This window comes from Corynebacterium sp., from assembly GCF_030532715.1.
Taxonomy (GTDB): domain Bacteria; phylum Actinomycetota; class Actinomycetes; order Mycobacteriales; family Mycobacteriaceae; genus Corynebacterium.
In genome coordinates this window covers 466,035-487,405 of record NZ_JAUNKO010000001.1, presented here as the reverse complement: position 1 = coordinate 487,405, position 21,371 = coordinate 466,035, and the positions used below count along the sequence as shown (strand labels likewise).

Here is a 21,371-nt window from a genome sequence, read left to right as displayed (position 1 = left end):
CTTCAGTGATTTGAATTGTGCACTCTAGAGTGGGTGGTATGAATGCTCCTATGTTTGCTGCCCTCGATTTCGAAACAACAGGATTAGGCGATTCGGATCGCGTTTTAGAAATCGGGGTGGTGCTTCTAGATTCGCATGGTGCGATTGAGCAAACGTGGGAGACTTTAGTAGATCCGGACCGAGAGTTTAACAATTCGAACGAGCATCACATCGCGCGGAAAGATGTCCAAGACGCGCCCTATTTCGATTACATTGCACGCAACCTGGCCGAATTGTTGCGTGGGCGTATACTCGTGGCGCATGATCTCGAACGCGTAAATACTTGGCTGGTCCGTGAATTTGCGCGGTTAGGTGTTCAGCTTGATCAAGACGTCGGCGGGGTAAGCACGCTTGCCTTGAGCAAGCAATACCTCGCCATCGCCAGCGAGGACCTGGTCGCCTGCCTTCGTGCCAGCGGCGCGCCGGCGTGGCCCGCTGCGGGAGCGCTCGGTAAGGCGGTGGGGAGTGCGGCATTGCTTGCTGCAATGTTGCCGGCCGCTCACGAGGAGCTCACGGCCGCAACGCCGGTGCAATTCACCGACGCGCAGCTGGATAGCCTTGACGATTCCGGCATCGATCTCGTGCCCCGCCCGGAGCCAGCCCAGCCGTCTGAAACGCAGACGCGACAGCGAGCGGAGACCCTCCGACGCTACGAAACTATTGACGATCCTAGCGTCGCCGCCGAGCGGGCAGCCTACCTCAAAGAGTTGGTGTCGGCGCTGTCGTTGGGGGCGCTTACTGCGCGGCAGCAGGCGGAGATGTTGCAGTCCGCAGCGAGACACAATTTGAGCGTTGCTGACGTCCGCGCACTGCACGAAATCCTGTTCGCTCGTATGGTGGTTCGCGACGGCCACCATCCGGACATGCCGCAACTCGCCGAGCAACTTGGGGTGGTGCCGCCGGCGGAAAGCAACGGGATCGCGGAGTCGTTGCAGCTGCGATCCGGCGATCACGTGTGTTTCCTTGGTCCGCTCGCGCTGACCCGCGAAACCTGGCAGCGCCACGCTAAGCTCGCGGGGCTCACCATTGGCGGTATTGACCAGCGTACGGTGGTGGTGATTACGAACGCGCCGCACAATTCCGCGGGGCTTCTCGACGCCGCCGAGGAACTGGAAATCCCCATCGTTACCGAACGCACTTTCGCGGCGCTGTTGGATCCATTGCTGCCCGCGGATGCAGCTCGCGAACACCCAACCTCGGGGGACGCGGGGCCGACTCCGGACATCGCGCAGTTGTTCCCGTGGTGTTCCCCGGAGGTGGACACGGTGCCGGAGGTTGCGAAGTGTTGGATCGCGGAGTATCCGGAAACGCCGCTCGCGGAAATGTCGCCGTATGTGGATGATGCGGTGTTGCCCGACGGACTTGATCCGAACAGTACCTCTGTGCAAACCTGGCTGAGACGTTTCCCAGAGCCTCTTGCTGCTTCCGTTGCTGCGCTCGCCGAACTTCCAGGTTTTGGCCCCGTGCGGATCGAAGGGGTTGTCCAAGCGGCTGTGTGGTCCGTTATCGACGCCGCGGTGCTCGCAGGGGTCGGCCAGCTTGACGACGCCGCGATTCAGCCCAGTGCCACCATGGATCTCGCGGCTGGCTGGCTTGACCTTTTGGGGCATTGGCCAGATTTGGAACAGGTTTACGTGGCGCAGTTGGCGGTGCCGGAGCGCCTGGGCCACCAATTGGCGGCCGCAACGAAGCCGGGGGATCGGTTGATTGCCCAGGCCGTCGCGGAGATCGGTGCGTTGTTGCGCACCGACGCGAAGCGCCGCGCCGCAATTATCGCTGGCCGCGCCACGGGAGCCGAGCACCTCCAGGAACTCGGTGACCGTTTTGGCATTACGCGTGAGCGGATACGCCAGCTCGAGGCCGCGTTGCTCAAAGAGCTTCGCGCTGATGCCCCGGCGTGCGAAACCGTGGTGAGCGCCTGCGCTGCCGCCTTTTCGCCCTGCGCAAGTTTAGACACCGCGTTTGATTTGATTCCTGGTTTGGCGGCGCGGATCAAACCCGACACGGGACGAAATCTGCTGGAAATTTTAACGTGGGTGTATGGCCAACCTGGCGTGGAGTTCGCGCAGGGGCGCGTGGTGCAATGGCGCATCTCCGATGGCTGGCTCTTGTTTGACAATTTCGAGTCTGTGGTCGAGGAATGCGCCAAGGGTGCGGTCGATCATAATGGGGTGCTGCAGGAGCAGCAGCTGGTCACTGCCGTGTTGGAGCATTTCCCCGGCGGTAGCCCCGAACGTATTTCCGACTATTGCACGGAGCAATTGGGTTATATCCGCCGCGGGCCGTTCCTGCTTCCGCCGAAGAGTTCGATTTTGGATCGGGTGGCGGTGGAGCTCGCGTTGCATGGTTCGCCCATGACCACTGACCAGCTGCACGCGCTGATATCGGACCGTAGCCGGGGTTCCATTGTCAATGTTCTCGGGCGTAGTGAGATCTTTGTGCGATCGGCAATGGATACCTGGGCGCTGAAGGAATGGGGGTTGCAGGAGTGGACGAATCTATCCGACTTTTTGTTGCAGCGCATCGAGGAAAACGGCGGCGAGGTTCCCCTGGAACAGCTTAAGGAGGAGGCGAAACGCTTCGGCATTTCCAAACATTCGGTTGGATTCTATGTGTCTGGGCCGGAGTACATCCTGGAGGACGGTATCGTGCGCGTGAACACCGAGACTCCGGTGAATGATCGCACGCCAGAGGATTCGAAAGGCATGTATTTCCACGATGATGCTTGGATGCTGCTGGTGACGGTGACCGACGATCATTTACGAGGCTCGGGCAGCGCGGTGCCCCTTGGCGTTGCGGCGCTCTACGGGTTGGAGTTCAACGAACCGTTCGAGGTGCCGAGCCGCCTGGGGCCGCAGACGTTGCGGTGGGGGCGGGTGAATTGTTCGCTGAGTACCATTCGCAGGTTTCTCGAGCCGATGGATGCGAAGGCCGGCGACCGCGTCTGGTTCGTCTTCGCCGACGAGTTCGATGTACTGCCGGCGCTGCCTGCCCAGGATGGCCTTCGGGGGCTGGCCGCCCTGTTGAACGCTATGGCCATCGAGGCCGACACCGAGGACGAGGCTTTCGCCGCGATCAACCTTGCCCTCGGGTTGCCTGCCGACGCCCCGCGCCGCCAGGCTGTGCGTCGGTTGCGCAACCGCAACGACGATGAGCTTGCGGAGCTGCTCAGGCAGGCGTGATGCGCGGCATGATCCAGTCCCACCCGGCGCGGAGTTGTTCGGCGCAGTAGATCCAATCGTGGACGCCGCCGCGTTGGTAGACCACGCGGTAGTTTTGCATGCCGGCGGCGCTCATCGCGGCGTCGAGACGCTCGGTGCAGCACCAGGAGGCGAATTCGAGCAATACGGCGCCCAGTAATTCCTGAAACGGTCGGTTGGTGTGAAATTGAAGGTCACGGTCGGTGATGCGGCCGTCGGCGGTGAAAAGGTAGACGGCGGTGTTTCTAAGGCCCTCAGGGTTGCGGGCGACGTCCGCACGCGCGCGGGTTTCGGCGTCCCAAAGGTGGCGCGTGTTGCCGCCGACGCACCGGGTGATGGCGTTGTGGTACTCCCAGCCGACGGGGTCCGTAGTGGAATAGCAACCCGAAATTCCGATGACGCCGTGGAAGAGATTCGGGTGTGTGTTCGCGAGGCGGACGGCGGCACCGGCGCCCATTGATAGCCCGCCGATGATGCGCACTCCGTTAGTGTTCAACCCGTTTTCCGGGAGCTGCAATACGCTCAACAGTTCGGTGCAGAGAAACGTTTCCCACTTCATTCGGCCGAGCAGCGGGTCGGCGTCGCGCCAGTCCGCGTAGTGTGAGCCGCTGGCTTCCGTGGGCATGACGACGACCGCGTGTTCCCCCGTGAGCGTGTCCGCGATGTGTCCCTCCCCAATCCAGCCGTTGTCGGTTGGCGCGGAGGAACCATCCAGTAATAACAGCGTGGGCGCGGAAATGTTCGGGTCACCGAGTCGTAGGATTTGCACCTGCACTTCGCGGCGCATCGCCGGGGATTCGATCCACCAGCGTTCGATGCCGGTGGCCGCATCAAGGCTGCGCCGTGCGAGGCGCGCCGCGGGGTAGGTGCTGGTTGCGGGCGGGAGGTAGACGGCGTCGTTGCGGAACACGGCCGGGAACGGGAGGGTGCGGATTCCGTGATGGTGCAGCGTGCTGAGCAACAGTTCGATTCGGCCAGAGGCGTTAGGCATACGCGAAAACCGGGTGACGGCACGGTTATACACGGAACGCAAGATGGACACGAATATCGATTATTTCAGACACCAAGCTATCTTGCTGACCCGGGTTGGTACGATCGCTCCGGTACCTTGGGGGCATGGCTACTGAATACAAAGTTGTGGAAATGCGCGAAGGGCTTATTGGCGGAAAAGTCTCGGGCAAGAAGTTGGAGAAGCTACTGAACGAGCACGCGGCCCAAGGCTGGGTGCTGAAAACCATCACTGCCACGGACGTGAAAGGCCGCATCGGTCCCGGCGGCGTGGAAGGCATCATGGTGATTTTCGAGCGCTAGGATTTATCGGCCACCGGATCTGATCGAGGGGGAGTCTGCGCGGGCTACGTTTCCACGTTGCGGCCTTGTGGGTTGTTGTTTTTCCCTTTGTCGTTGCCTAATCTTAGGGGTAGACAAGGGGAAAATTTTATACGGAAAAGTCATCGGGATTGTTATTCCGTGGCCGCGCAGCAATGCGTATGTGCGTGCGGAAGCAAAACCTGAGCATGAGGCTATCGATTCCCAACGATGAAGGGGATGATTGCTATGACGCAGAAGGCTGCGAGCCCGGCGCGGAAGGGCGCGGCGTTTAAAACCATGCAGAAGGTCGGTAAGGCCTTTATGCTTCCGATTGCTATTTTGCCGGCGGCGGGTTTGTTATTGGGTATTGGTGGGGCACTCAGCAATCCGACTACCGTTGCAGCGTACCCGGTATTGGATCACCCATTCGCCCAGGGCGTGTTTCAGGTGATGAGCGACGCCGGCTCCGTGGTGTTCGCCAATCTGGCACTTCTGCTGTCCACTGGGTTGTGCATCGGCTTGGCGCAGCGGGACAAAGGCACCGCCGCGCTCGCGGGTGTGGTCGGCTACCTGATCATGACCGGCACCACGGCTTCGCTGCTGAAGGTGTTCAACTCAGACGGCGAAGCTATTGATACTGGGATTATCGGCGCGCTCGCCATTGGCGCTGCGGCGGTGTATCTGCACAACCGGTTTTATAACATTCAATTGCCACCCACATTGGGCTTTTTCGGCGGCTCGAGGTTCGTGCCCATAGTCACCGCCGGTGCGGCGATCCTGCTGGGCGCGGTATTTTTCTTGGTATGGCCGCCGATTCAGATGGCACTGGTGAACGCGGGCGAGGGGATGGCCAAGCTGGGGTACTTGGGCACGTTCCTGTACGGATTCTTGTTGCGTTTGTCCGGCGCGGTGGGTTTGCACCACACGATTTACCCGATGTTCTGGTACACGGAGCTCGGGGGAGTGGAACAGGTCGCGGGGGAGCAGGTAGTGGGCGCGCAGAAGATCTTCTTTGCGCAGCTTGCGGATTCCTCGCACCAGGGCCTGTTCACGGAAGGTACCCGATTTTTCGCGGGGCGGTTCGACACAATGATGTTCGGTTTGCCGGGTGCTGCGCTGGCCATGTACCACTGTGTCCCGCGCACTCGCCGAGCTAAGTTCGCTGGTTTGTTCCTGGGCGCTGCCGTGACGAGTTTTGTCACCGGCATCACCGAACCGCTTGAGTTTATGTTCCTGTTTACGGCGCCGGTGCTGTATCTCATTCACGCGGCGTTTGATGGCTTGAGTTTCCTCATCGCGGATGTGCTTCAGGTGCGCATCGGTAATACTTTCTCTGGGGGTGTGATCGATTACCTGCTGTTCGGCGTCATCCAAGGCCATGAGAAAACGCACTGGATGTATGTGATCCCAGTGGGTGTGTTCTGGTTTGCCCTTTACTACGTGGTGTTCCGGTGGTACATCACCAAGTTCAATGTGGCCACCCCAGGGCGGTTTGAGGATGAGGTTGAAGCGGAGCCGAAGGAGCCAGCCAGCGTGGATCTATTTGACGTGGCCGCTGTGGAGGCGCTGCCACGTGACGCACTCTATGAGGAATCCGCACGCGTACTCGAGGCTCTTGGCGGGGAACAGAACATCGAGGATATTGACGCATGCATTACCCGGTTGCGGGTGAGCGTGAAGGATTCGGCGGCCGTGAATCGCACGGAATTACGTAAGCTTGGTGCTACCGATGTGCTGGATGTAGCAGGAGGGATTCAGGCCGTGTACGGTGCAAAGGCAGTGCTTTATAAAAACGCGATTGCGGAGCTGCTTGGATTGGATGATTAGTTTGTTCGGTTTTGGGAAACGGCGACGCCTTGCCGCGGGCAATAGGTTGGGCATCCAGGCGCCCGTGCGTGGCGAGTTGTTTCCCCTCGAGCAAGTGCCCGACCCGGTGTTTTCCCGCAGGATATTGGGCTTCGGATTTGCGGTGCATACCGCAGACGATGTCATTGTGGCGCCGGTGACTGGCCAGATTTTTCAGATGTTGCCGAGCTGCCACGCATTTTCGATTCGCACCCCGGAGGGGGTAGAGATCCTCGTCCATATTGGAGTGGACACGGTCAATCTGAAAGGGAATGGCTTTCGGGCGTTGCGCATTCAAGGGGATTATGTGGATCGCGGCGAGGGCGTGGTGCAACTCGAAAACGCCGCCGCTATCCGTTCGGCGGTGGACTGTTTGGACACCATGGTGTTGGTGACAAACGCTGCCGGTATGACCCATAACGAACCCCGTTTCGATGCCGCGTTCGGTGAAAACGTGCTCGAACTGGAGCGCTAGTATGGGGTATACGCTCAAGCGTCGGTGCAATAACAACGTGGTTGAGGCTATCGATGCCCACGGGCGTAGTGTGGTCGTGACGGGTCGAGGCGTGGGGTTTCGGGTCAATCCGGGCCAGCAGGTGCCGCCGGAGCGGATTCAGTTAACCTATGTGCTGGAGTCGCAGCAGCGCGCCGGGAAGATTGCGGACGCGTTGGCGTTGATCCCGGCGGACGTGTTGGCTGTTGCCCGCAAGATCGTGATCGCCGCCCAGGATCGGTTTGGGCTCAACCCGGTGTCGATGTTGTTGCCGCTTGCGGAGCATTTGGCGTTCGCGTTGCGCAGGGCGCGTGACGGACAAGACATTGATGTGCCGTTGGCGTTCGAGGTGGCTCAGTTGTATCCGGAGGAACACGAGTTTGGCAGGTTTGCGCTCAAGGTGATTCGGGCGGACCTGGGGGTGGACATACATCCTTCGGAGGCCACGGCGTTTGCGTTGCATGTGGTCAGCGCCCAGTTTACGTGCGATCGTATTGCCTCGGCGGTGCGCATGACCCAAGACATTGGTGGGATTGTCAAACTTGTGGAGCGGCATTTGGCGGTGCGGCTTGATCCCGCAGCGGCGGGAACCGCGAGGTTTATTACCCACGTGCGCTATCTGCTTGCCGGTTTCGCCTCAGGTCGGCGGTGTGACCGGGAACCGGTGGAGGTGATCGCGGTGATTCAGCAATCGCTGGCGGCGTCGTGGCGAGTTGCGGAAATAGTTGCGGAGTTTCTGATTGCACAGCAGTATCCGAAGCTCAGCGAGGCGGAAATCGGTTTCCTTGCGCTGCACATTTCCAGGTTGCGCTAAGTGCCGCAATAGGTGCGGAATTGTTCGGTAAAGCCGGGCGGGGCGGCCTGCATGAATTCGGGGTGCTGAGAGGGGATATCGTACGGGGTGGTCAGGCTGGCATACAGGGCGCAAAACGGTTCGGTGTTGCCGTCGTTGGCTTGCTGGATTGCCGCCTCGACCAGGTGGTTTCGGGGGATTATCACGGGGTTTTTCAGCGGGGCGATATCTGAAAAGTAGGCGGTGTGGTCGCCGTGAATGTGGAAGTTGCTGGGGATGGCCCCGTCGAGTTTTTCTTGGAGCACGCTGCGGTAAGCCCCCATGAAACGATCCGCGAAAGAGTCGCACAGCAATTCGGCTTTGCGGATGGCTTCGGAAGGGGTGGCGTCGATAAGCGGAAGGAGTGTTTCGGCGAAGCGTTGTAGGTTCCACGCGAGGATGCCAGGCTGGTTTCCAAAGCGGTAGCGGCCTTTGGTGTCGATGCTGCTGAACCAGGCGTGGGGGTCATGGTGTTCGAGAAACGCGCAGGGGCCAAAGTCGATGGTTTCGCCGGAGATGGTGGTGTTGTCGGTGTTCATCACGCCGTGGATAAACCCGAGGCCCATCCAGCGCGCCACGGTGTCGGCCTGGGAGTCCATCACCGCCTCGAGGAGTGCTAGCGCATCACCTTCGGTATCCGGGTAATGCAGTTGGCTGGCATAGTCAGCGAGGCGTCGCAGCAGGTCAACACTGGAAACCACTTGGAATGTGCCGATCCGCAAGTGGCTGGCGGCAACGCGTACCAATATTGCGGCGGGGAGGCTGCGTTCCCGTTGCACGCGGCGGCCGGTGGAAATCACGGCGAGCGACCGAGTCGTGGGCACCCCCACGGTGTGCAGAAAATTGCTGATCATAAACTCGCGCAGCATCGGCCCAAGCGCTGCGCGGCCATCGCCAGCGCGTGCGAACCGGGTAGGGCCGGAGCCTTTGAGGTGGATGTCGTAGAGGGTGCCGGTGCAGGCGCGGACTTCGCCGAGGAGGCAAGCGCGGCCGTCGCCAAGCAGGGGGGAATAGTGGCCAAATTGGTGGCCCGAATACGCTTGCGCAACGGCGTGCGGTGCGTCGCTGCCAAGCAAAAACGCGATGCCGTCCTCCGAGCGCAACCACGAAGGATCAAACCCCAACTCCGATGCCAACGGCGCGTTCAGTGCAACTAATTCCGGCTCCGGTGCGCTCTCCGGGGTGTGCGGCACGGACAGCTCAGGAAACGCGTCCGCAAAGCGGTGCTGGATAACCGGGGCCGGGATAGAGAGCATGGAAAAAGTCTACGTGGCGCCCATGACGAAGTGGCGCACGCCCGCCGCCACGCCGCCGCCGACCGGACAAAGCCTCCCGCGGCGGGTAAGCCGTGTATGTTTCCAGCAGTTGTAATCGCCGAGCTGCGGCTACTTGGCAAACGTCACAGGAACGCTGGTGATGTCCGCGAAGTTTTGCGCGTGATCACCAAACACTTTGAGCACGCATGCGTCAACCGTGCAATCGATCCCCTCGCCGGTGGAGGCGGCAGTCAATGTAACGGTGGCGGTACCATCCTCCGCCATTGCCGTGGTGCCGCCCTCCGCCTTAATCCACGCCTGGGACGCCGAATCCCCGTTCTTTCCGGTACACACGGGCACCGGGTTGCCGGGGGTAGCCTCCTCCGCGCAAATCGCGGCGTAGTAGCCCATTGTGGGGTCAAGGCCGGTGAGCTTCACGGTGACTTTATCGCCGTCCTTGAGCCCTGTGGTGGTGCTGGCGTCAGCTGTCATGGAATCGGACGACGCCTGGGTCGTCGTGGCGGACGTGGACTTTGTTGCGGAGGCGCTCTTCGTAGGGGCTGCTACATCAGAGGCCGTGTCAACCTTGGATTCCGTGGTGTCCTGCTCGTTGGGCGGGCTGCAAGCGGCGAGGACGAGGGTAGCGGCTGCGAGGGACGCAGCGCCGAGGGTGCGGATGCGGGAGGTCATGGAGTTTCTGGGGCCTTTCCGAACAGGGTGATTCTTTTATTGTCCTAGATGAGCCTACCTGGCGCACTGCTAGGTTCGTGATGAGAAGCGTTTTTCGATTGCGCTGCTCAGGATGTAATGGTATCGGACTCCGCGCCGCTCGGGGAGCTATCGCCGAGTTTTGGTTGCGGCTGTGGGCGCGGCTTCGGCTCCGCCACGGCGCGTTCGATGAGGCGATGCATTACCCATTCGAGTGGGCCGCGACGGAAAAACCACAGCCACAGCGGCGCAAACAACAAGCCCGTGGCGAGGGTAGCCCAGAAGATCGGCATGCGGCTCGGCTCCTCAGGGGCGTCGCCGCCGGCTTGCGGCTCTTGAAAAATCCGCTCGTAGAACTGTTGTTCGGCGCTACTGAAATCGCTATAGTTTTCGGCTGTGCGCACGAGCTCTCGGTATTCCTCCCAATGCGCCTCCATGGGGTCGACCTCCGGTGGTAACGCGCTTGTCGACGCCGCGGTCGTAGTCGCGGTTGGGTCCTGCAATGCGTTGAAATGATCGAGGATTGGGCCCGCGGTGATGACGTGGCATACATAAAACGTGAGCGACATCGCGCCGAGGGCGCGGAGTGGATACAGCGGTTGCCGTGCCCCCCGCACCAGTAACAGGCAGCCGCCAATCGTTGCGCTCGCCGCCCCGCAGGAGGCCAGTACGTCGAACAAACCTCCAAGGTGTGGTTCGGGGCTCAGGAAAACGCCGAGCAGCTCGTCCGGCTGGAACTTGTCGCTGAACGGCTCGCGAAATGAGACGCCCGCAGCGGCGATGCCCGCGCCGAGGATCACGCACGCGGACTGCCACACCGCTGAGTGCACCACGTGGCGGTGGATGAGTATGCCGAGCGTGCCGTAGGTGAGCCAGGTGACCGCTGGGTACGGCATGCCGAGCACCTCGGCGAACGTCGTGAGGTATTGCTGGAGCACTTGGACGCCAGGACCGATAACCAGGAATGCGAGGAACAGCGCGAGCACCCAGCGGCTGCGCCACCGTGTTACCGGCGGCAACAATGCGAAAATAATGCCGATGGCGATGAGCACCACGGCGATGGAACCTTGCACTACCTGCAGGATGGTGCCCAGCGCCATGAGGATAATGCCGCGCACGAGGAGCCGATGAAAAGTGCTCGCGGAGGGCTTGACGGCCATGATCGAAAGTGAAACGCCAGCGAGGACCGCAAAGGTTGCGGAGGCGAATCCGCGGGTGAGGTTGTCGCCGAAGTTGCTCAGCGAGGTGCCTGCGTCGGGGCCGACGTGGGCGTACACCATGCCGAGAATAGCCAGCGCGCGGGCGAGGTCGATCCCGTGCAGACGCGGGGAAGGCGAGGTGGTTTTGGGCATACGTGCTCCGAGCAGACATTGGACATAGGTACGATCGTGGTTATGACGCTCCGTACTAGCGCCCACCGTCGATTCGGTTTTACTGTACGTTCTCACACGCTCACCGTGCCATGGGATCGAGCTAGCCCGCAGCTGGGCACGCTGGATATCTTCGCCCGTGAAATCGTTCCGGATGGCGGCGAGGACTGGCCGATCGTTGTCTACCTTCAAGGCGGCCCGGGCTTCCCCTCCCCGCAATTTCTCGGCCCGAGCGGGTGGATGGAAACCATCTTGCAAAAGCACCGCCTGTTGTTGCTCGATCAGCGCGGCACGGGTCGTTCTGGTTCCGCGCTTATCGACGCCCCGACGATCGAGCCCACCTATTTCACCTTGTTGCGCGCGGACAACATTGTGGCAGACTGCGAGGATTTCAGAAACGCGTTGGGCGTGGAGAAGTGGTCGTTGTTTGGGCAGAGTTTCGGCGGGTTTTGCATCACCACCTATTTGTCTCGGTTCCCGGATGCGGTGCACCGGGCGTATATCACCGGCGGATTGCCCGCCACCGACTGTCACGTGGACGATGTGTACCGCGCGACGTTTGCCCGCACCCAGGTGCGGCATGAACGGTTTTACGCCCAGTTTCCGTGGGCTGATCAGCGCATTCGGGAGATCTGCCACCATCTGAAGTCGGCAGCGGAGCTGCTTCCAACCGGCGAACGCTTGTCGGCGCGACGGTTCCGCACCATTGGCATCGAGTTGGGTCGTGGGTTGGGTTTTGATCGTCTGGGTTACCTTTTGGAGGATCCTTTTGTGATGTTCCGTGGGGAAAAACGGTTGCGGAAATCGTTTTTGTCGGAGGTGGGGCAGCGCGTTTCCTTCGCCGGAAATCCGTTATATGCGGTGGTCCATGAGGCAATCTACGGTGGTACCGTGAAAGGTCAGACGAATTGGTCGGCGCATAGGATCCGCGAGGAAATCCCGGGTTTTGCGGAAAGCGCGAATCCCTGTGATTTTTGCGAGCCATATTTTCTTACTGCCGAACACATTTTTCCGTGGCAGTTTATCGAGGATCCGGCCCTGAAGCCGTATGCCGAGGTTGCGGCCACCCTCGCGGCGAAGGCGGATTGGGATTGCCTGTATAACCGAGATGTTCTTTCGGAGGCTTCCGCGGTCTGTGCGGCGGCTGTGTATTACGACGATATTTTTGTTCCCATGGACTTATCTTTGGAAACTGCCGGGGTTTTTCGCGATCTTCGTCTACATATCACAAATCAATTTCAGCATGATGGAATTGGCGTTGATGGGGGTGGAATCGTCGGTACGTTATTAGCAAAGACTAACGAATATTAGAACATCCGATTGAGTAATATTTCAATTTTGCTGCGGTGAAAAAAATTGCGTGGCATAATTGAAGCTTGCTCGCAGGCCTGACGGGCTTGGGAAACGCCAGTACCTGCGCTTTGTAGCAAAAATAAAGCCGGAAAAACAGTGTTAAATTACCCCTTGATAGGGGTAAGCTGACGGCTTTGACGTTCCAGATTGGGGCAAAGCGTTTCAGTTTTCGCGTGGGGGTACTAGCGTCTCCTGTATGGAAATGGTCGGAATGGAAATCTCCGTGTTTGAGGATTTCACGAGTGTGTTAATCCAGCCCGAGGCATACCGGCAGATCACTAGCATTCCCTTAGATGTTGATGTGCCAATATTTGTGCCCTCAAGCTTGGATGTGTTCGCGGATATGGATGCGTACGTCGCCGCCGCGTACGGCGCTGTTGGTAATGACCCCACTCAGATTCCGGCCGTCGATTCCGCCTGCGCTGTGACGTCCGTCAATGTCAATGGCGTGCGTCCCAGCAACCGCTACATGGTGGCAGCTCAGGTTGTTGAGTATCTGCCCATTGAAGGGGTTTCTGAGTTCGTGTTTGGCGCGGTAACGCTCGACGAGTTTGGCGATGCGTTGCTCGTGCTGCCCAGTATGGTCGCCGTGCAGGCCGAGGAATTGCCGATTGTGTGGTGCGCCTGCGACCGGATTAGCGCGACGTCGGATTACGGCTCCCTGTCGTTCCACTATCCCAACGATCCGCACTTGTTGTTCCACGTGGGGTTGAAGTTGGCCAGCCAGTACGCCCCGATCACGCTGTGGCAGTTGATGGTGGAAGTGGGGGAATGCTGGTCGGTCATGGTTGCCATGTTGACCCGGTTGGAACTCGAGGGATACCGCGTCCGCCGCACCACCGGCGCCATTGAGTTGTACTTTGTGGAGCAGCTGGTGTCTTCGCACGTGTCGGTGTCGCCAACGGCGGACGCGGATGCCTCCTGCGAGGCGTTGCTCACCGCGATTGATTCATTGCTGCGGGACACGGTGCTGCGCGCGGATCCGGCGGTGGGCGAGGCGGCGAAGCACCTCGCCCGCCAGGTGCTTTCAAAGGTGCCCACGCGGGTGCTGGCAAAGTATGTGGGCAAAGATTCGTGCGAGATGGTGGAACAATTTTCGGATAGCGCTGCAGGTGGCGTGGAGCATCCGCAGGCGCTGGGCTGCCCCGCCAGCTTGAAGGGCTTGGACATCAATGTTAATGACAGGTCCACGTGGGGCTGGTTGCAAGATTCTCAATCGTTGGTCAAGGCGACGCTGTGCAACAACTCCGAGGGTGATTTTTCCTCGGTGTTTACGGTGGGTTCGATGATGGGGGATTGCGTGGAACTGGAGTGCGTGGTCACGTCGCGCTTGTTCCTTGTCCATCCGCGCGATCTTCGTGATATCAGCGTCGTTGGGCATTCCGCCTAGGTCGCGGTTTCTGGAATCGGTTGCGCATCACCCCCGCTTGGAGGATCCAAGGCTGCTACACCCGCAACCGCCCTACCATTGGGGGCAACTGTGTCCAAGGTTTTAACGGCGAAGGAGTTGGCGTCATGAGTTTTTCGTTGGATCGCGCCCGAGGCGTCCTGTACGGCCAGGCAATTGGCGATAATTTGGGTGCATTGGTGGAGTTTCGTTCCCCGGAGTCCATCAAGGAGATGTACCCCAACGGTGTTCGCGAGCTTGCTGACGGCGGCTCCCATTCCATCATTGCGGGCCAGCCGACAGATGATACGGAAATGGCCTTGACCCTTGCCCGCAGCATCGTTCGAAACAACGGTTTCGATGCGGACGACGTGCGGGCTTCCTATCAGGCGTGGGCCCAATCTGGACCGTTTGACATTGGCTCCACATGTACGAACGCGCTGCTGCGCGGCAGGTTGGATGAGACCAGTCAGGCGAATGGTGCGTTGATGCGTGTGAGTCCGCTGGCGATCTACGCCGCGAATTTCTCGGAATCGGAGGCGCGGGAACTCGCTGTGGCGGATTGTTTGCTCACGCACCCGCACCACATTTGCCAGGAGATCAACCAGGCGTTCGTCGTGGCGGTGTCTTCCGCTATCCGCGACGAGCTGACCGCCACTGAGGTGTTGGAGTTGTTGGCCAGCGACCCGAGCGCCGTGGTCCGCGAACTCGTGGCAGCGGCGGTCGCCGGGGGTAAGCGTGATTTGATGGGCCGCATGGGCTCGGTGAAAAACGCGTTCTTCCAGGCGGTGTGGGAGTTGGCCAATGGCGACAGCTTTGAGGAATCCTTGGTGCATGCCATTGGCCTTGGCGGTGACACGGATACGAATGGTGCCGTGTGCGGCGCGTTGTTGGGGTCGGTGTACGGCGTGGAGGCCATCCCCGCGCGGTGGCGCAAGGTTGTGGACGAGTGCGAGCCAGGCCCTGGGACGCTGAATCCTCGCGGTGAGGAGTATTGGCCCAAGGACCTGCCCACGCTTGCGGAGCAGTTGCTGCACCTAGGCTCGCGCTAACCCCGCGGCGGTTACGCCTGCATACCAACCGCCTTGGCGACGTCGCGTTTGAGCTCGCCGAGGCGCTGGTCCGCGGCGTCCCAAGGAACGTCAACGTGTGATTCGTCCATGGGGATCACTACCTCAAGGTAGCACTTGAGCTTGGGTTCGGTGCCGGAGGGACGGACGATCACGCGATCGTCGTCGGCGGTGCGGATGAGCACGCCATTCGTGCCTGGCAGCCCTTGGTAGCCTTCCGCCAAATCGGAAAATTCCACCACTTTCGAGCCCGCCAGCTCCGTCGGCGGGTGCGCGCGCAGCGTGTCCATGCCATCCGCGATGAGCTGTAGGTTAGACACCCTAAACGTCAGCGGGGCAGTGGCGTGCAGGCCATGGCGCCGGGCTAGCTCTGCGAGCGCATCGTCCACGGTGCGCCCCTGCGCCTTGAGCGCGGCAACGAGGCTGGCCATGGTGATGCAAGCGGTGATGCCGTCCTTGTCGCGTACGTATTCGGGGTCGGTGCAGTATCCGATAGCTTCCTCGTAGCCGAACACGAGCCCGGGAGTCCGCGCGATCCATTTAAAACCAGTGAGCGTGGCCTGGTGATCCAAACCATGGTCTTCGGCAATGCGCGAAAGCAACCTACCGGAGACGATCGAGTTCGCCATCACGCCGCCCTTGGCGCCGCTTTTCGCGTACTTGGTAGCAATGTACTCGCCCAGCAATGCGCCCGTCTCATCACCGGTGAGTTGCCGCCAACCCGTGGCGGTAGGGATTGCCGCGGCGCAGCGGTCTGCATCCGGGTCGAGTGCGAGGATGACGTCTGCCTCCACATCTGTGGCTAGCGCAAACGCGAGGTCCAGAGCGCCGGGTTCCTCCGGGTTGGGGAACGATACGGTGGGAAAATCCGGGTCGGGTAGCGCCTGTTCCTCCACCACGTGGATGTCAGTAAAACCAGCCGCTGCGAGCGCTTGCACTGCCACCGCGCCACCCACACCGTGCATGGGGGTGAGTACGATTCGCAGCGGGTTGGGCGTGCCCAGCGCACCGGCACGCTTGAGATATTCCTGAAGCACGTCCACGTGTTTGACGTTGTCGTCGGTGCGGGGAATTTGATCAGCCGGTGGCTGGGCGTTGATATGTTCGGTGATTTCGCTGTCGGCGGGGGAGACGATTTGCACACCGTCGCCGTCGCCGGGGCTGACGCGGCCACCGAGGTAAACCTTGTAGCCGTTGTCTGCGGGGGGATTGTGGGAGGCGGTGACCATGATGCCAGCGTCCGCGCCAAGGGAGCGCACGGCGAACGCGGTCACGGGGGTGGGCAGTTGTGCGGGCAGCACCAAGGCGGTGGCGCCAGCGCCGGAGACGACTTCCGCGGCGTCGCGTTGAAATTCCGCGGATCCGTGGCGGGCGTCGCAGCCGATGACCACCGTGGGGTTCGGAGTTTTCGTTTGCAACCAGGACACCAAGCCAGCGGTCGCTCGGATGACCACGGCGCGGTTCATGCGGCTCTCGCCCGCGCCTACCTCGCCGCGCAATCCGGCCGTGCCGAAGGTGAGCGGTCCGGCGAAGCGGGAGGCGAGCTCGGCTTCGGCGCCGGTGTCGCCGCTGGTCGCGGCGTCGATAAGTTTGGTTATGGTGTCCCGCGTGGCGGGGTCGGGGTCGTGGTCGCGCCACACAACGGCGCGTTGGAGAGTGTTCATAGGGAACCTTCTTGTTCGGGTAGCCCGTCGAGGATCACGGCGGATGCGGACAGGCCGAGGCGGGAAGCGCCGGCGTCGATCATGGCGAGTGCGGCCTCGGTGGTGCGAATGCCACCGGAGGCTTTCACACCAAGGCGGTCACCCACGGTTGCGCGCATGAGTTTCACTGCGTGTTCGGATGCGCCGCCGGCGGGGTGGAAGCCGGTCGAAGTCTTGACGTAGTCGGCGCCCGCGGCTTCTGCGGCGCGACAACAGGCGACGATCTCAGCGTCGGTCAGCGCGGCGGATTCGATAATCACTTTGAGGAGCGCCGAGCCGCACGCCTGCTTGACGCCAGCGATTTCTTCGGTGAGTGCATCCCACTGCGCCTGCTTGACCAGGGCGAGGTTGATCACCATGTCCACCTCGTCGGCGCCGTCGGCAACCGCTGCCGCAGCTTCGGCAGCTTTAATGGACGCTCGCACCGCCCCGGAAGGGAACCCCACCACAGTGGCAACCGCCACGCCAGGGGGCGTATCCACCGGCAACAGGGACGGCGACACGCAAATGGAAAAGGTGCCTAAGCGTCCGGCCTCCGCGGCGAGTTCGGCAACTTGTTCGCGCGTTGCTTCCGGTTTGAGCAGGGTGTGGTCGATAATCGCGGCGACGTCGGCGCGAGTGGTCATGGTGAGTAAACTCCTCAGCAAATAGCAATTCAGTTAGGCGATGCGGTCCAGGATGACGGACTCCGGCATCGCCGGTGCGGAGTCAGTAATAGCAAACCCGGGGGTGAGCGACTCCAAGGCGCGCTCGAACCGATCCGGGGTGTCCGTATACAGAGTAAAGAGCGGTTGCCCGCGTTTCACCTTGTCGCCGAAACCCGCGTGCAGCAGCACGCCAGCGCCGGCCTGCACTGGATCCTCCTTGCGGGCACGGCCGGCGCCGAGGCGCCAGCTGGCAACACCCACAGCGAGCGCATCCAACTCGCCAAGATATCCATCCCGATCCGCGACAACCTCGTGGGAGTGCTTTGCGGTGGGCAACGGGGCGTCAGGGTCACCACCCTGGGCGCGGATCATGCGTTTCCACACGTCCATTGCGCGGCCGTCGTCAAGCGCGGCGGCAACATCTTCGTCAGGCTTGCCGGCCAGGGTAAGCATCTCCTGCGCCAAGGCGACCGTCAGTTCGCGTACGTCCTGCGGCCCGCCGCCAGCGAGGATATCCACCGACTCCTGCACTTCCAGCGCGTTACCCACCGCGCGGCCCAGCGGGCGGGACATGTCCGTCAAGAGTGCAACCGTGGTCACGCCGGCGTCTTTGCCCAGATCAACCATGGTGGTGGCGAGCTCGTGGGCCATGTCGAACTCCTTCATAAACGCGCCGGAGCCAACCTTGACGTCCAACACAAGCGAGGCCGTGCCCTCCGCAATCTTTTTGCTCATAATCGAGCTGGCAATCAGCGGGATGCACTCCACGGTGGCGGTAATATCGCGCAGGGCGTAAATCTTCTTATCAGCGGGGGCGAGGCCAGCCCCAGCCGCGCAAATAATGCAGCCGGGGTCCTCCAAAATTTCCATCATGCGCTCGTTGGAAATGTTCGCCTGCCAGCCCGGAATGGATTCCAACTTGTCCAAAGTGCCGCCGGTGTGGCCAAGTCCCCGACCGGAAAGCTGCGGTACGGCGACGCCGAAGGTGGCCACGAGGGGCGCAAGCGGGAGGGTGATTTTATCGCCGACGCCGCCCGTGGAGTGTTTGTCCGAGGTGGTGCGGGAGAGGGAGTCAAAGTTCATGCGCTCGCCCGAGTTCATCATGGCGGTGGTCCAGTCCACGATCTCGGCGCGATCCATGCCGTTGAGGAAGATAGCCATGTTCAACGCGGCCATTTGTTCGTCAGCGACGACGCCGCGGGTGTAGGCATCGATCACCCAGTCGATTTGATCTTTGGTGAGGCGGTGCCGGTCGCGCTTGGTGCGGATGATATCTACGGCATCGAATTTTTCAGCCATTGCAAATACTCCTTGCGAAATGGGGTGCGTGTGGTATCGGTCACAGTAAGGGGGTTCTTGTGCGCTAGCCTACTTCCGATTATCATAAGGGCAAGAACACTTGTCAAGGGTTCGTTTATCAAGTGTTAATTTTTCGTGAGGAGGTAGCCCATGACCCCCACCGACACCGAGCTCCTCGAACTTGCTCGGGACGCCGCCTACCGCGCGTACGCCCCATACTCCGACTTCCCCGTCGGCGCCGCATTGCTGTTTGACGACGGCCGCGTCGTCACCGGCTGCAACGTAGAAAACGCTTCGTTCGGGCTGACGATCTGCGCCGAACGCACAGCCGTGACGCGGGCGATCATCAGCGGCGAGGCGGATCGGACGCGGCGCCCGCGAATCGTTGCGGCAGCTGTCGTTGGTCTCAAGGCCGAACCCTGCTATCCGTGCGGCGCATGCCGCCAAGTTCTCTGCGAGTTCAGCTGCGAGCGGGTCATCGTTTCCCAGGACGGTAAGCCGCATACGGTGCCGTTTTCAGAGCTGCTCCCGAACGCGTTCGGGCCAGATTCGCTGTAGCGCTCGCAGCTAAATACCGACGACGTTGAAAGGTTCTACCTCATGGATCGCCTCCAAGGTCTCCTCGGCATTGCCGTTATCTTTGGTGTACTCATCCTCTTTTCCAGACATCGAAAGCAAATTCGGTGGCGCACGCTGGGGGTGGGGTTGGTACTGCAAACCGCGTTCGCGCTGATCGTGCTGAAATGGGACTACGGGTTCCTCGCATTAAAGAAAGTCGCGGAGGGGTTGGAAAAGCTCACGGAGTTTACCAACCAAGGCACCTCGTTCGTGTTCGGCGGCTTGTTCGGCGAAGATAACGGCTTTGTGTTCGCGCTGAACGTGCTCCCCGTGATCATCTTCCTCGGAGCAATCATCGGTGCACTGTACTACTTGAGGGTCATTCAGATTTTCGTTGACCTCCTCGGTGGGGCGCTGAAGAAGATCTTGGGCACCAGCAAAGTAGAGTCCGTATGGGCCTCCACCGTGATCTTTCTCGGCCAAAGCGAGGCGCCACTGGTGATCGCCCCGTACCTGCCAAAGCTCACCCGCTCGGAATTGTTTACCTGCATGACCGGCGGGTTTGCTTCCGTCGCGGGGTCTACCCTCATCGGTTATTCGCTGCTTGGCGCACCTCTGGAGTACCTGTTGGCGGCCAGTTTGATGAACGCCCCCGGTTCGTTGATTGTGGCCAAGGCTTTCTGGCCGGAAACCGAGGAATCCAACCTCGACGCCTCGGTGCGGGATGTTCGCGATACGGAATCCAAAAACATTATTGATGCCATCGGCAGTGGCGCGATGTCGGGCGGCCGCATCGCGGTGGCCGTGGGTTGTTTGCTCATCGCGTTTATCGCCTTTATTGCAATGATCTCCGCAATCCTTGGCGGCATCGGTGGACTGTTTGGCTACGACAATTGGTCCCTGGAGGGCCTGTTCGGGTTGCTGTTTGCGCCCGCCGCCTGGCTCATCGGCGTGCCGTGGCAGGACGCCCAAATGGTGGGCAACTTCATCGGCGAAAAGACCATTATTAACGAGTTCGTTGGCTTCACCTCCTTCGGCCCGAATATCCCGTCGATGGATCCGAAGTCCGTGATGATCACCACCTTCGCCCTGGCTGGCTTTGCCAACATCAGCTCCATGGCCATTCAGATCGGTTCGATCGGTGGTTTGGTGCCGGAGCGGCGCGGCGAGGTAGCCAAACTGGCGCCCCTGGCATTGATGACGGGTTTTGCCACGAACATGCTGAACGCCGCGATCGTGGGCGTCGTGGTGTTCTAGCTAGTCAGTCGCGCTTTCCAATACCCGGTGCGCGGTGCTCTGGTCAATCACAAGGTGAGTGGCCAGGCCCATGGAAAGCGCAGTGCGAATCGCGGTGGTTTTGCTCACCCCGCCCGCAACGAGGATGCGCACTGGGCGCGAAGCGAGGTCCTTCAGCGAAATGCCCACCGTACGTTCATCCACACTCGGCAGAGCGATGTCCCCGGAGGCGGTATAGAACCGCGAGCAGGCATCGCCCGCCGCGTTTGCCACCAGCTTGGCCACCTCGACCTTGGTGAGGTAGCCCAAGTTGAGTAGGAGGGATTCGGGGTGGACCGCACCGACGGTAAAGATGACCACGTCCGTTTGCCTACCCAGCTTCAGGATGCGCGCGATGTGCCGGTCCTGCTCGACGATGCGCTTGGCTTCCACATTGTCAAAAATCACCGGAAGCGGCAGCGTGCGGGCCTGGGCGTTAAACGCCGAGCAGAACCTATCGATCGTCCCGATGTCATTGGTGCTGTACTGGGAATGCGAGGTACCGCCCTTGAGTTGCACGATTTCCACGCCGTGGAGGTCCGTGGGTGCCAGCTGCTGTGCCACGGCGAACATGGTATTACCCCACGAGACGCCAACCTTCATATTGTCGCGGACGTGATCCGCCAACACATCCGCCCCGGCGCGGCCCAACTCGCGCAGCAAATCGGTGTTCGTCCCGCGCGGCACCTGGGCGAGGCGCACATCCTGCAATCGGTATTTGGCAGCGAGGTCGGTGGCCAGTTGGGAGCCAGCCTCGCGGGGATCGTGAATCTGAATAGTTACGAAGCCGCGTTGTTTGCCGTGGTGAATGAGCTTGGAGGCGGTCGGCCGGGACACACCCATCTCTTGGGCAACTTCCGCCTGGCTCAGCCCTTCTTCGTAATACAACTTGACGGCGGTGAGGGCTTGCTCGTCGCGGGCATCCACGGTGGTGTGTTGTCCTTCCACTTCACGGTAATGAACACGCTGTTTGTGCGTAGTCACCTTATTATCTGTTATTGGGAACGCTTGGCGTCAATGGCTGC

The 21,371-nt window shown here is 60.8% G+C and carries 18 protein-coding genes; 10 read left to right on the top strand and 8 right to left on the bottom strand.

What is annotated here, in order from left to right; genetic code table 11:
• The first annotated feature begins 38 nt into the window (after positions 1 to 38).
• Positions 39 to 3,221 (top strand): exonuclease domain-containing protein, encoded by a 3,183-nt coding sequence (locus Q4D83_RS02245; protein WP_303172581.1) that lies wholly within the window; start codon positions 39 to 41, stop codon positions 3,219 to 3,221.
• On the opposite strand, the gene Q4D83_RS02240 is transcribed toward Q4D83_RS02245, so the two are convergent.
• Positions 3,208 to 4,281, bottom strand: a complete 1,074-nt coding sequence (locus Q4D83_RS02240) for an alpha/beta hydrolase family protein (protein ID WP_303172579.1) — start codon at positions 4,279 to 4,281, stop codon at positions 3,208 to 3,210. The two genes, Q4D83_RS02245 and Q4D83_RS02240, sit on opposite strands and share 14 nt — an antisense overlap.
• Positions 4,282 to 4,355: 74 nt before the next feature.
• On the opposite strand from Q4D83_RS02240, the gene Q4D83_RS02235 reads away from it, so the two are divergent.
• The 4 genes from Q4D83_RS02235 (at position 4,356) to Q4D83_RS02220 (ending at position 7,702) form a co-directional block, all read left to right on the top strand.
• Positions 4,356 to 4,550, top strand: a complete 195-nt coding sequence (locus Q4D83_RS02235; protein ID WP_303172577.1) for a DUF4177 domain-containing protein — start codon at positions 4,356 to 4,358, stop codon at positions 4,548 to 4,550.
• A 246-nt stretch (positions 4,551 to 4,796) separates the two neighbouring features.
• On the top strand, positions 4,797 to 6,377 hold the full coding sequence (locus Q4D83_RS02230) for a PTS transporter subunit EIIC (RefSeq protein WP_303172576.1): 1,581 nt from the start codon (positions 4,797 to 4,799) through the stop codon (positions 6,375 to 6,377).
• Complete coding sequence (locus tag Q4D83_RS02225) at positions 6,370 to 6,870, top strand: glucose PTS transporter subunit IIA (RefSeq protein WP_303172575.1); 501 nt, start codon at positions 6,370 to 6,372, stop codon at positions 6,868 to 6,870. The genes Q4D83_RS02230 and Q4D83_RS02225 overlap by 8 nt, the downstream gene beginning before the upstream one ends.
• A 1-nt stretch (position 6,871) precedes the next feature.
• On the top strand, positions 6,872 to 7,702 hold the full coding sequence (locus Q4D83_RS02220; protein WP_303172574.1) for a PRD domain-containing protein: 831 nt from the start codon (positions 6,872 to 6,874) through the stop codon (positions 7,700 to 7,702).
• On the opposite strand, the gene Q4D83_RS02215 is transcribed toward Q4D83_RS02220, so the two are convergent.
• From Q4D83_RS02215 to Q4D83_RS02205, 3 genes are all read right to left on the bottom strand, one after another.
• Positions 7,699 to 8,976, bottom strand: coding sequence for a YdiU family protein (locus Q4D83_RS02215; RefSeq protein ID WP_303172572.1), 1,278 nt, complete (start codon positions 8,974 to 8,976; stop codon positions 7,699 to 7,701). The genes Q4D83_RS02220 and Q4D83_RS02215 overlap by 4 nt on opposite strands.
• Before the next feature lie 129 nt (positions 8,977 to 9,105).
• Complete coding sequence (locus tag Q4D83_RS02210) at positions 9,106 to 9,666, bottom strand: neocarzinostatin apoprotein domain-containing protein (protein WP_303172570.1); 561 nt, start codon at positions 9,664 to 9,666, stop codon at positions 9,106 to 9,108.
• 107 nt (positions 9,667 to 9,773) lie between these two features.
• Positions 9,774 to 11,036 carry a hypothetical protein gene (locus Q4D83_RS02205; RefSeq protein ID WP_303172569.1) on the bottom strand — a complete coding sequence of 421 codons (1,263 nt, stop codon included), beginning with the start codon at positions 11,034 to 11,036 and terminating at the stop codon, positions 9,774 to 9,776.
• 42 nt (positions 11,037 to 11,078) lie between these two features.
• Between Q4D83_RS02205 and Q4D83_RS02200 the strand changes: the two genes are divergently transcribed.
• The 3 genes from Q4D83_RS02200 (at position 11,079) to Q4D83_RS02190 (ending at position 14,846) form a co-directional block, all read left to right on the top strand.
• A complete protein-coding gene (locus tag Q4D83_RS02200) occupies positions 11,079 to 12,365 on the top strand; it encodes an alpha/beta fold hydrolase (protein WP_303172567.1) in 1,287 nt (428 codons plus the stop codon).
• Between the two features lie 238 nt (positions 12,366 to 12,603).
• Positions 12,604 to 13,797, top strand: a complete 1,194-nt coding sequence (locus Q4D83_RS02195) for a hypothetical protein (RefSeq protein WP_303172565.1) — start codon at positions 12,604 to 12,606, stop codon at positions 13,795 to 13,797.
• 125 nt (positions 13,798 to 13,922) lie between these two features.
• Complete coding sequence (locus Q4D83_RS02190; RefSeq protein WP_303172564.1) at positions 13,923 to 14,846, top strand: ADP-ribosylglycohydrolase family protein; 924 nt, start codon at positions 13,923 to 13,925, stop codon at positions 14,844 to 14,846.
• A gap of 11 nt (positions 14,847 to 14,857) precedes the next feature.
• Here Q4D83_RS02190 and Q4D83_RS02185 read toward each other — a convergent pair whose 3' ends face one another.
• From Q4D83_RS02185 to Q4D83_RS02175, 3 genes are read right to left on the bottom strand one after another with little or no spacing between them, the layout of a single operon-like run.
• Positions 14,858 to 16,528 (bottom strand): phospho-sugar mutase, encoded by a 1,671-nt coding sequence (locus Q4D83_RS02185; protein WP_303172562.1) that lies wholly within the window; start codon positions 16,526 to 16,528, stop codon positions 14,858 to 14,860.
• Complete coding sequence (deoC, locus tag Q4D83_RS02180; protein ID WP_303172559.1) at positions 16,525 to 17,193, bottom strand: deoxyribose-phosphate aldolase; 669 nt, start codon at positions 17,191 to 17,193, stop codon at positions 16,525 to 16,527. The genes Q4D83_RS02185 and deoC overlap by 4 nt, the downstream gene beginning before the upstream one ends.
• 33 nt (positions 17,194 to 17,226) lie before the next feature.
• Positions 17,227 to 18,513 (bottom strand): thymidine phosphorylase, encoded by a 1,287-nt coding sequence (locus tag Q4D83_RS02175; RefSeq protein ID WP_303172557.1) that lies wholly within the window; start codon positions 18,511 to 18,513, stop codon positions 17,227 to 17,229.
• Positions 18,514 to 18,663: 150 nt separating this feature from the next.
• On the opposite strand from Q4D83_RS02175, the gene Q4D83_RS02170 reads away from it, so the two are divergent.
• Complete coding sequence (locus tag Q4D83_RS02170; protein ID WP_303172555.1) at positions 18,664 to 19,071, top strand: cytidine deaminase; 408 nt, start codon at positions 18,664 to 18,666, stop codon at positions 19,069 to 19,071.
• 42 nt (positions 19,072 to 19,113) lie between these two features.
• Positions 19,114 to 20,328 carry a NupC/NupG family nucleoside CNT transporter gene (locus Q4D83_RS02165; RefSeq protein ID WP_303172553.1) on the top strand — a complete coding sequence of 405 codons (1,215 nt, stop codon included), beginning with the start codon at positions 19,114 to 19,116 and terminating at the stop codon, positions 20,326 to 20,328.
• Here the strand turns inward: Q4D83_RS02165 and Q4D83_RS02160 are convergent, their stop codons facing one another.
• Positions 20,329 to 21,273, bottom strand: a complete 945-nt coding sequence (locus Q4D83_RS02160; RefSeq protein WP_368502172.1) for a sugar-binding transcriptional regulator — start codon at positions 21,271 to 21,273, stop codon at positions 20,329 to 20,331. It lies immediately after the preceding gene.
• Positions 21,274 to 21,371 lie beyond the last annotated feature (98 nt).

Coding starts and splice junctions, on each gene's coding strand:
- Q4D83_RS02245 (WP_303172581.1), top strand. CDS start 39: ATGAATGCTCCTATGTTTGCTGCCCTCGATTTCGAAACAACAGGATTA.
- Q4D83_RS02235 (WP_303172577.1), top strand. CDS start 4,356: ATGGCTACTGAATACAAAGTTGTGGAAATGCGCGAAGGGCTTATTGGC.
- Q4D83_RS02230 (WP_303172576.1), top strand. CDS start 4,797: ATGACGCAGAAGGCTGCGAGCCCGGCGCGGAAGGGCGCGGCGTTTAAA.
- Q4D83_RS02225 (WP_303172575.1), top strand. CDS start 6,370: ATGATTAGTTTGTTCGGTTTTGGGAAACGGCGACGCCTTGCCGCGGGC.
- Q4D83_RS02220 (WP_303172574.1), top strand. CDS start 6,872: ATGGGGTATACGCTCAAGCGTCGGTGCAATAACAACGTGGTTGAGGCT.
- Q4D83_RS02215 (WP_303172572.1), bottom strand. CDS start 8,976: ATGCTCTCTATCCCGGCCCCGGTTATCCAGCACCGCTTTGCGGACGCG.
- Q4D83_RS02210 (WP_303172570.1), bottom strand. CDS start 9,666: ATGACCTCCCGCATCCGCACCCTCGGCGCTGCGTCCCTCGCAGCCGCT.
- Q4D83_RS02205 (WP_303172569.1), bottom strand. CDS start 11,036: ATGCCCAAAACCACCTCGCCTTCCCCGCGTCTGCACGGGATCGACCTC.
- Q4D83_RS02200 (WP_303172567.1), top strand. CDS start 11,079: ATGACGCTCCGTACTAGCGCCCACCGTCGATTCGGTTTTACTGTACGT.
- Q4D83_RS02195 (WP_303172565.1), top strand. CDS start 12,604: ATGGAAATGGTCGGAATGGAAATCTCCGTGTTTGAGGATTTCACGAGT.
- Q4D83_RS02190 (WP_303172564.1), top strand. CDS start 13,923: ATGAGTTTTTCGTTGGATCGCGCCCGAGGCGTCCTGTACGGCCAGGCA.
- Q4D83_RS02185 (WP_303172562.1), bottom strand. CDS start 16,528: ATGAACACTCTCCAACGCGCCGTTGTGTGGCGCGACCACGACCCCGAC.
- deoC (WP_303172559.1), bottom strand. CDS start 17,193: ATGACCACTCGCGCCGACGTCGCCGCGATTATCGACCACACCCTGCTC.
- Q4D83_RS02175 (WP_303172557.1), bottom strand. CDS start 18,513: ATGGCTGAAAAATTCGATGCCGTAGATATCATCCGCACCAAGCGCGAC.
- Q4D83_RS02170 (WP_303172555.1), top strand. CDS start 18,664: ATGACCCCCACCGACACCGAGCTCCTCGAACTTGCTCGGGACGCCGCC.
- Q4D83_RS02165 (WP_303172553.1), top strand. CDS start 19,114: ATGGATCGCCTCCAAGGTCTCCTCGGCATTGCCGTTATCTTTGGTGTA.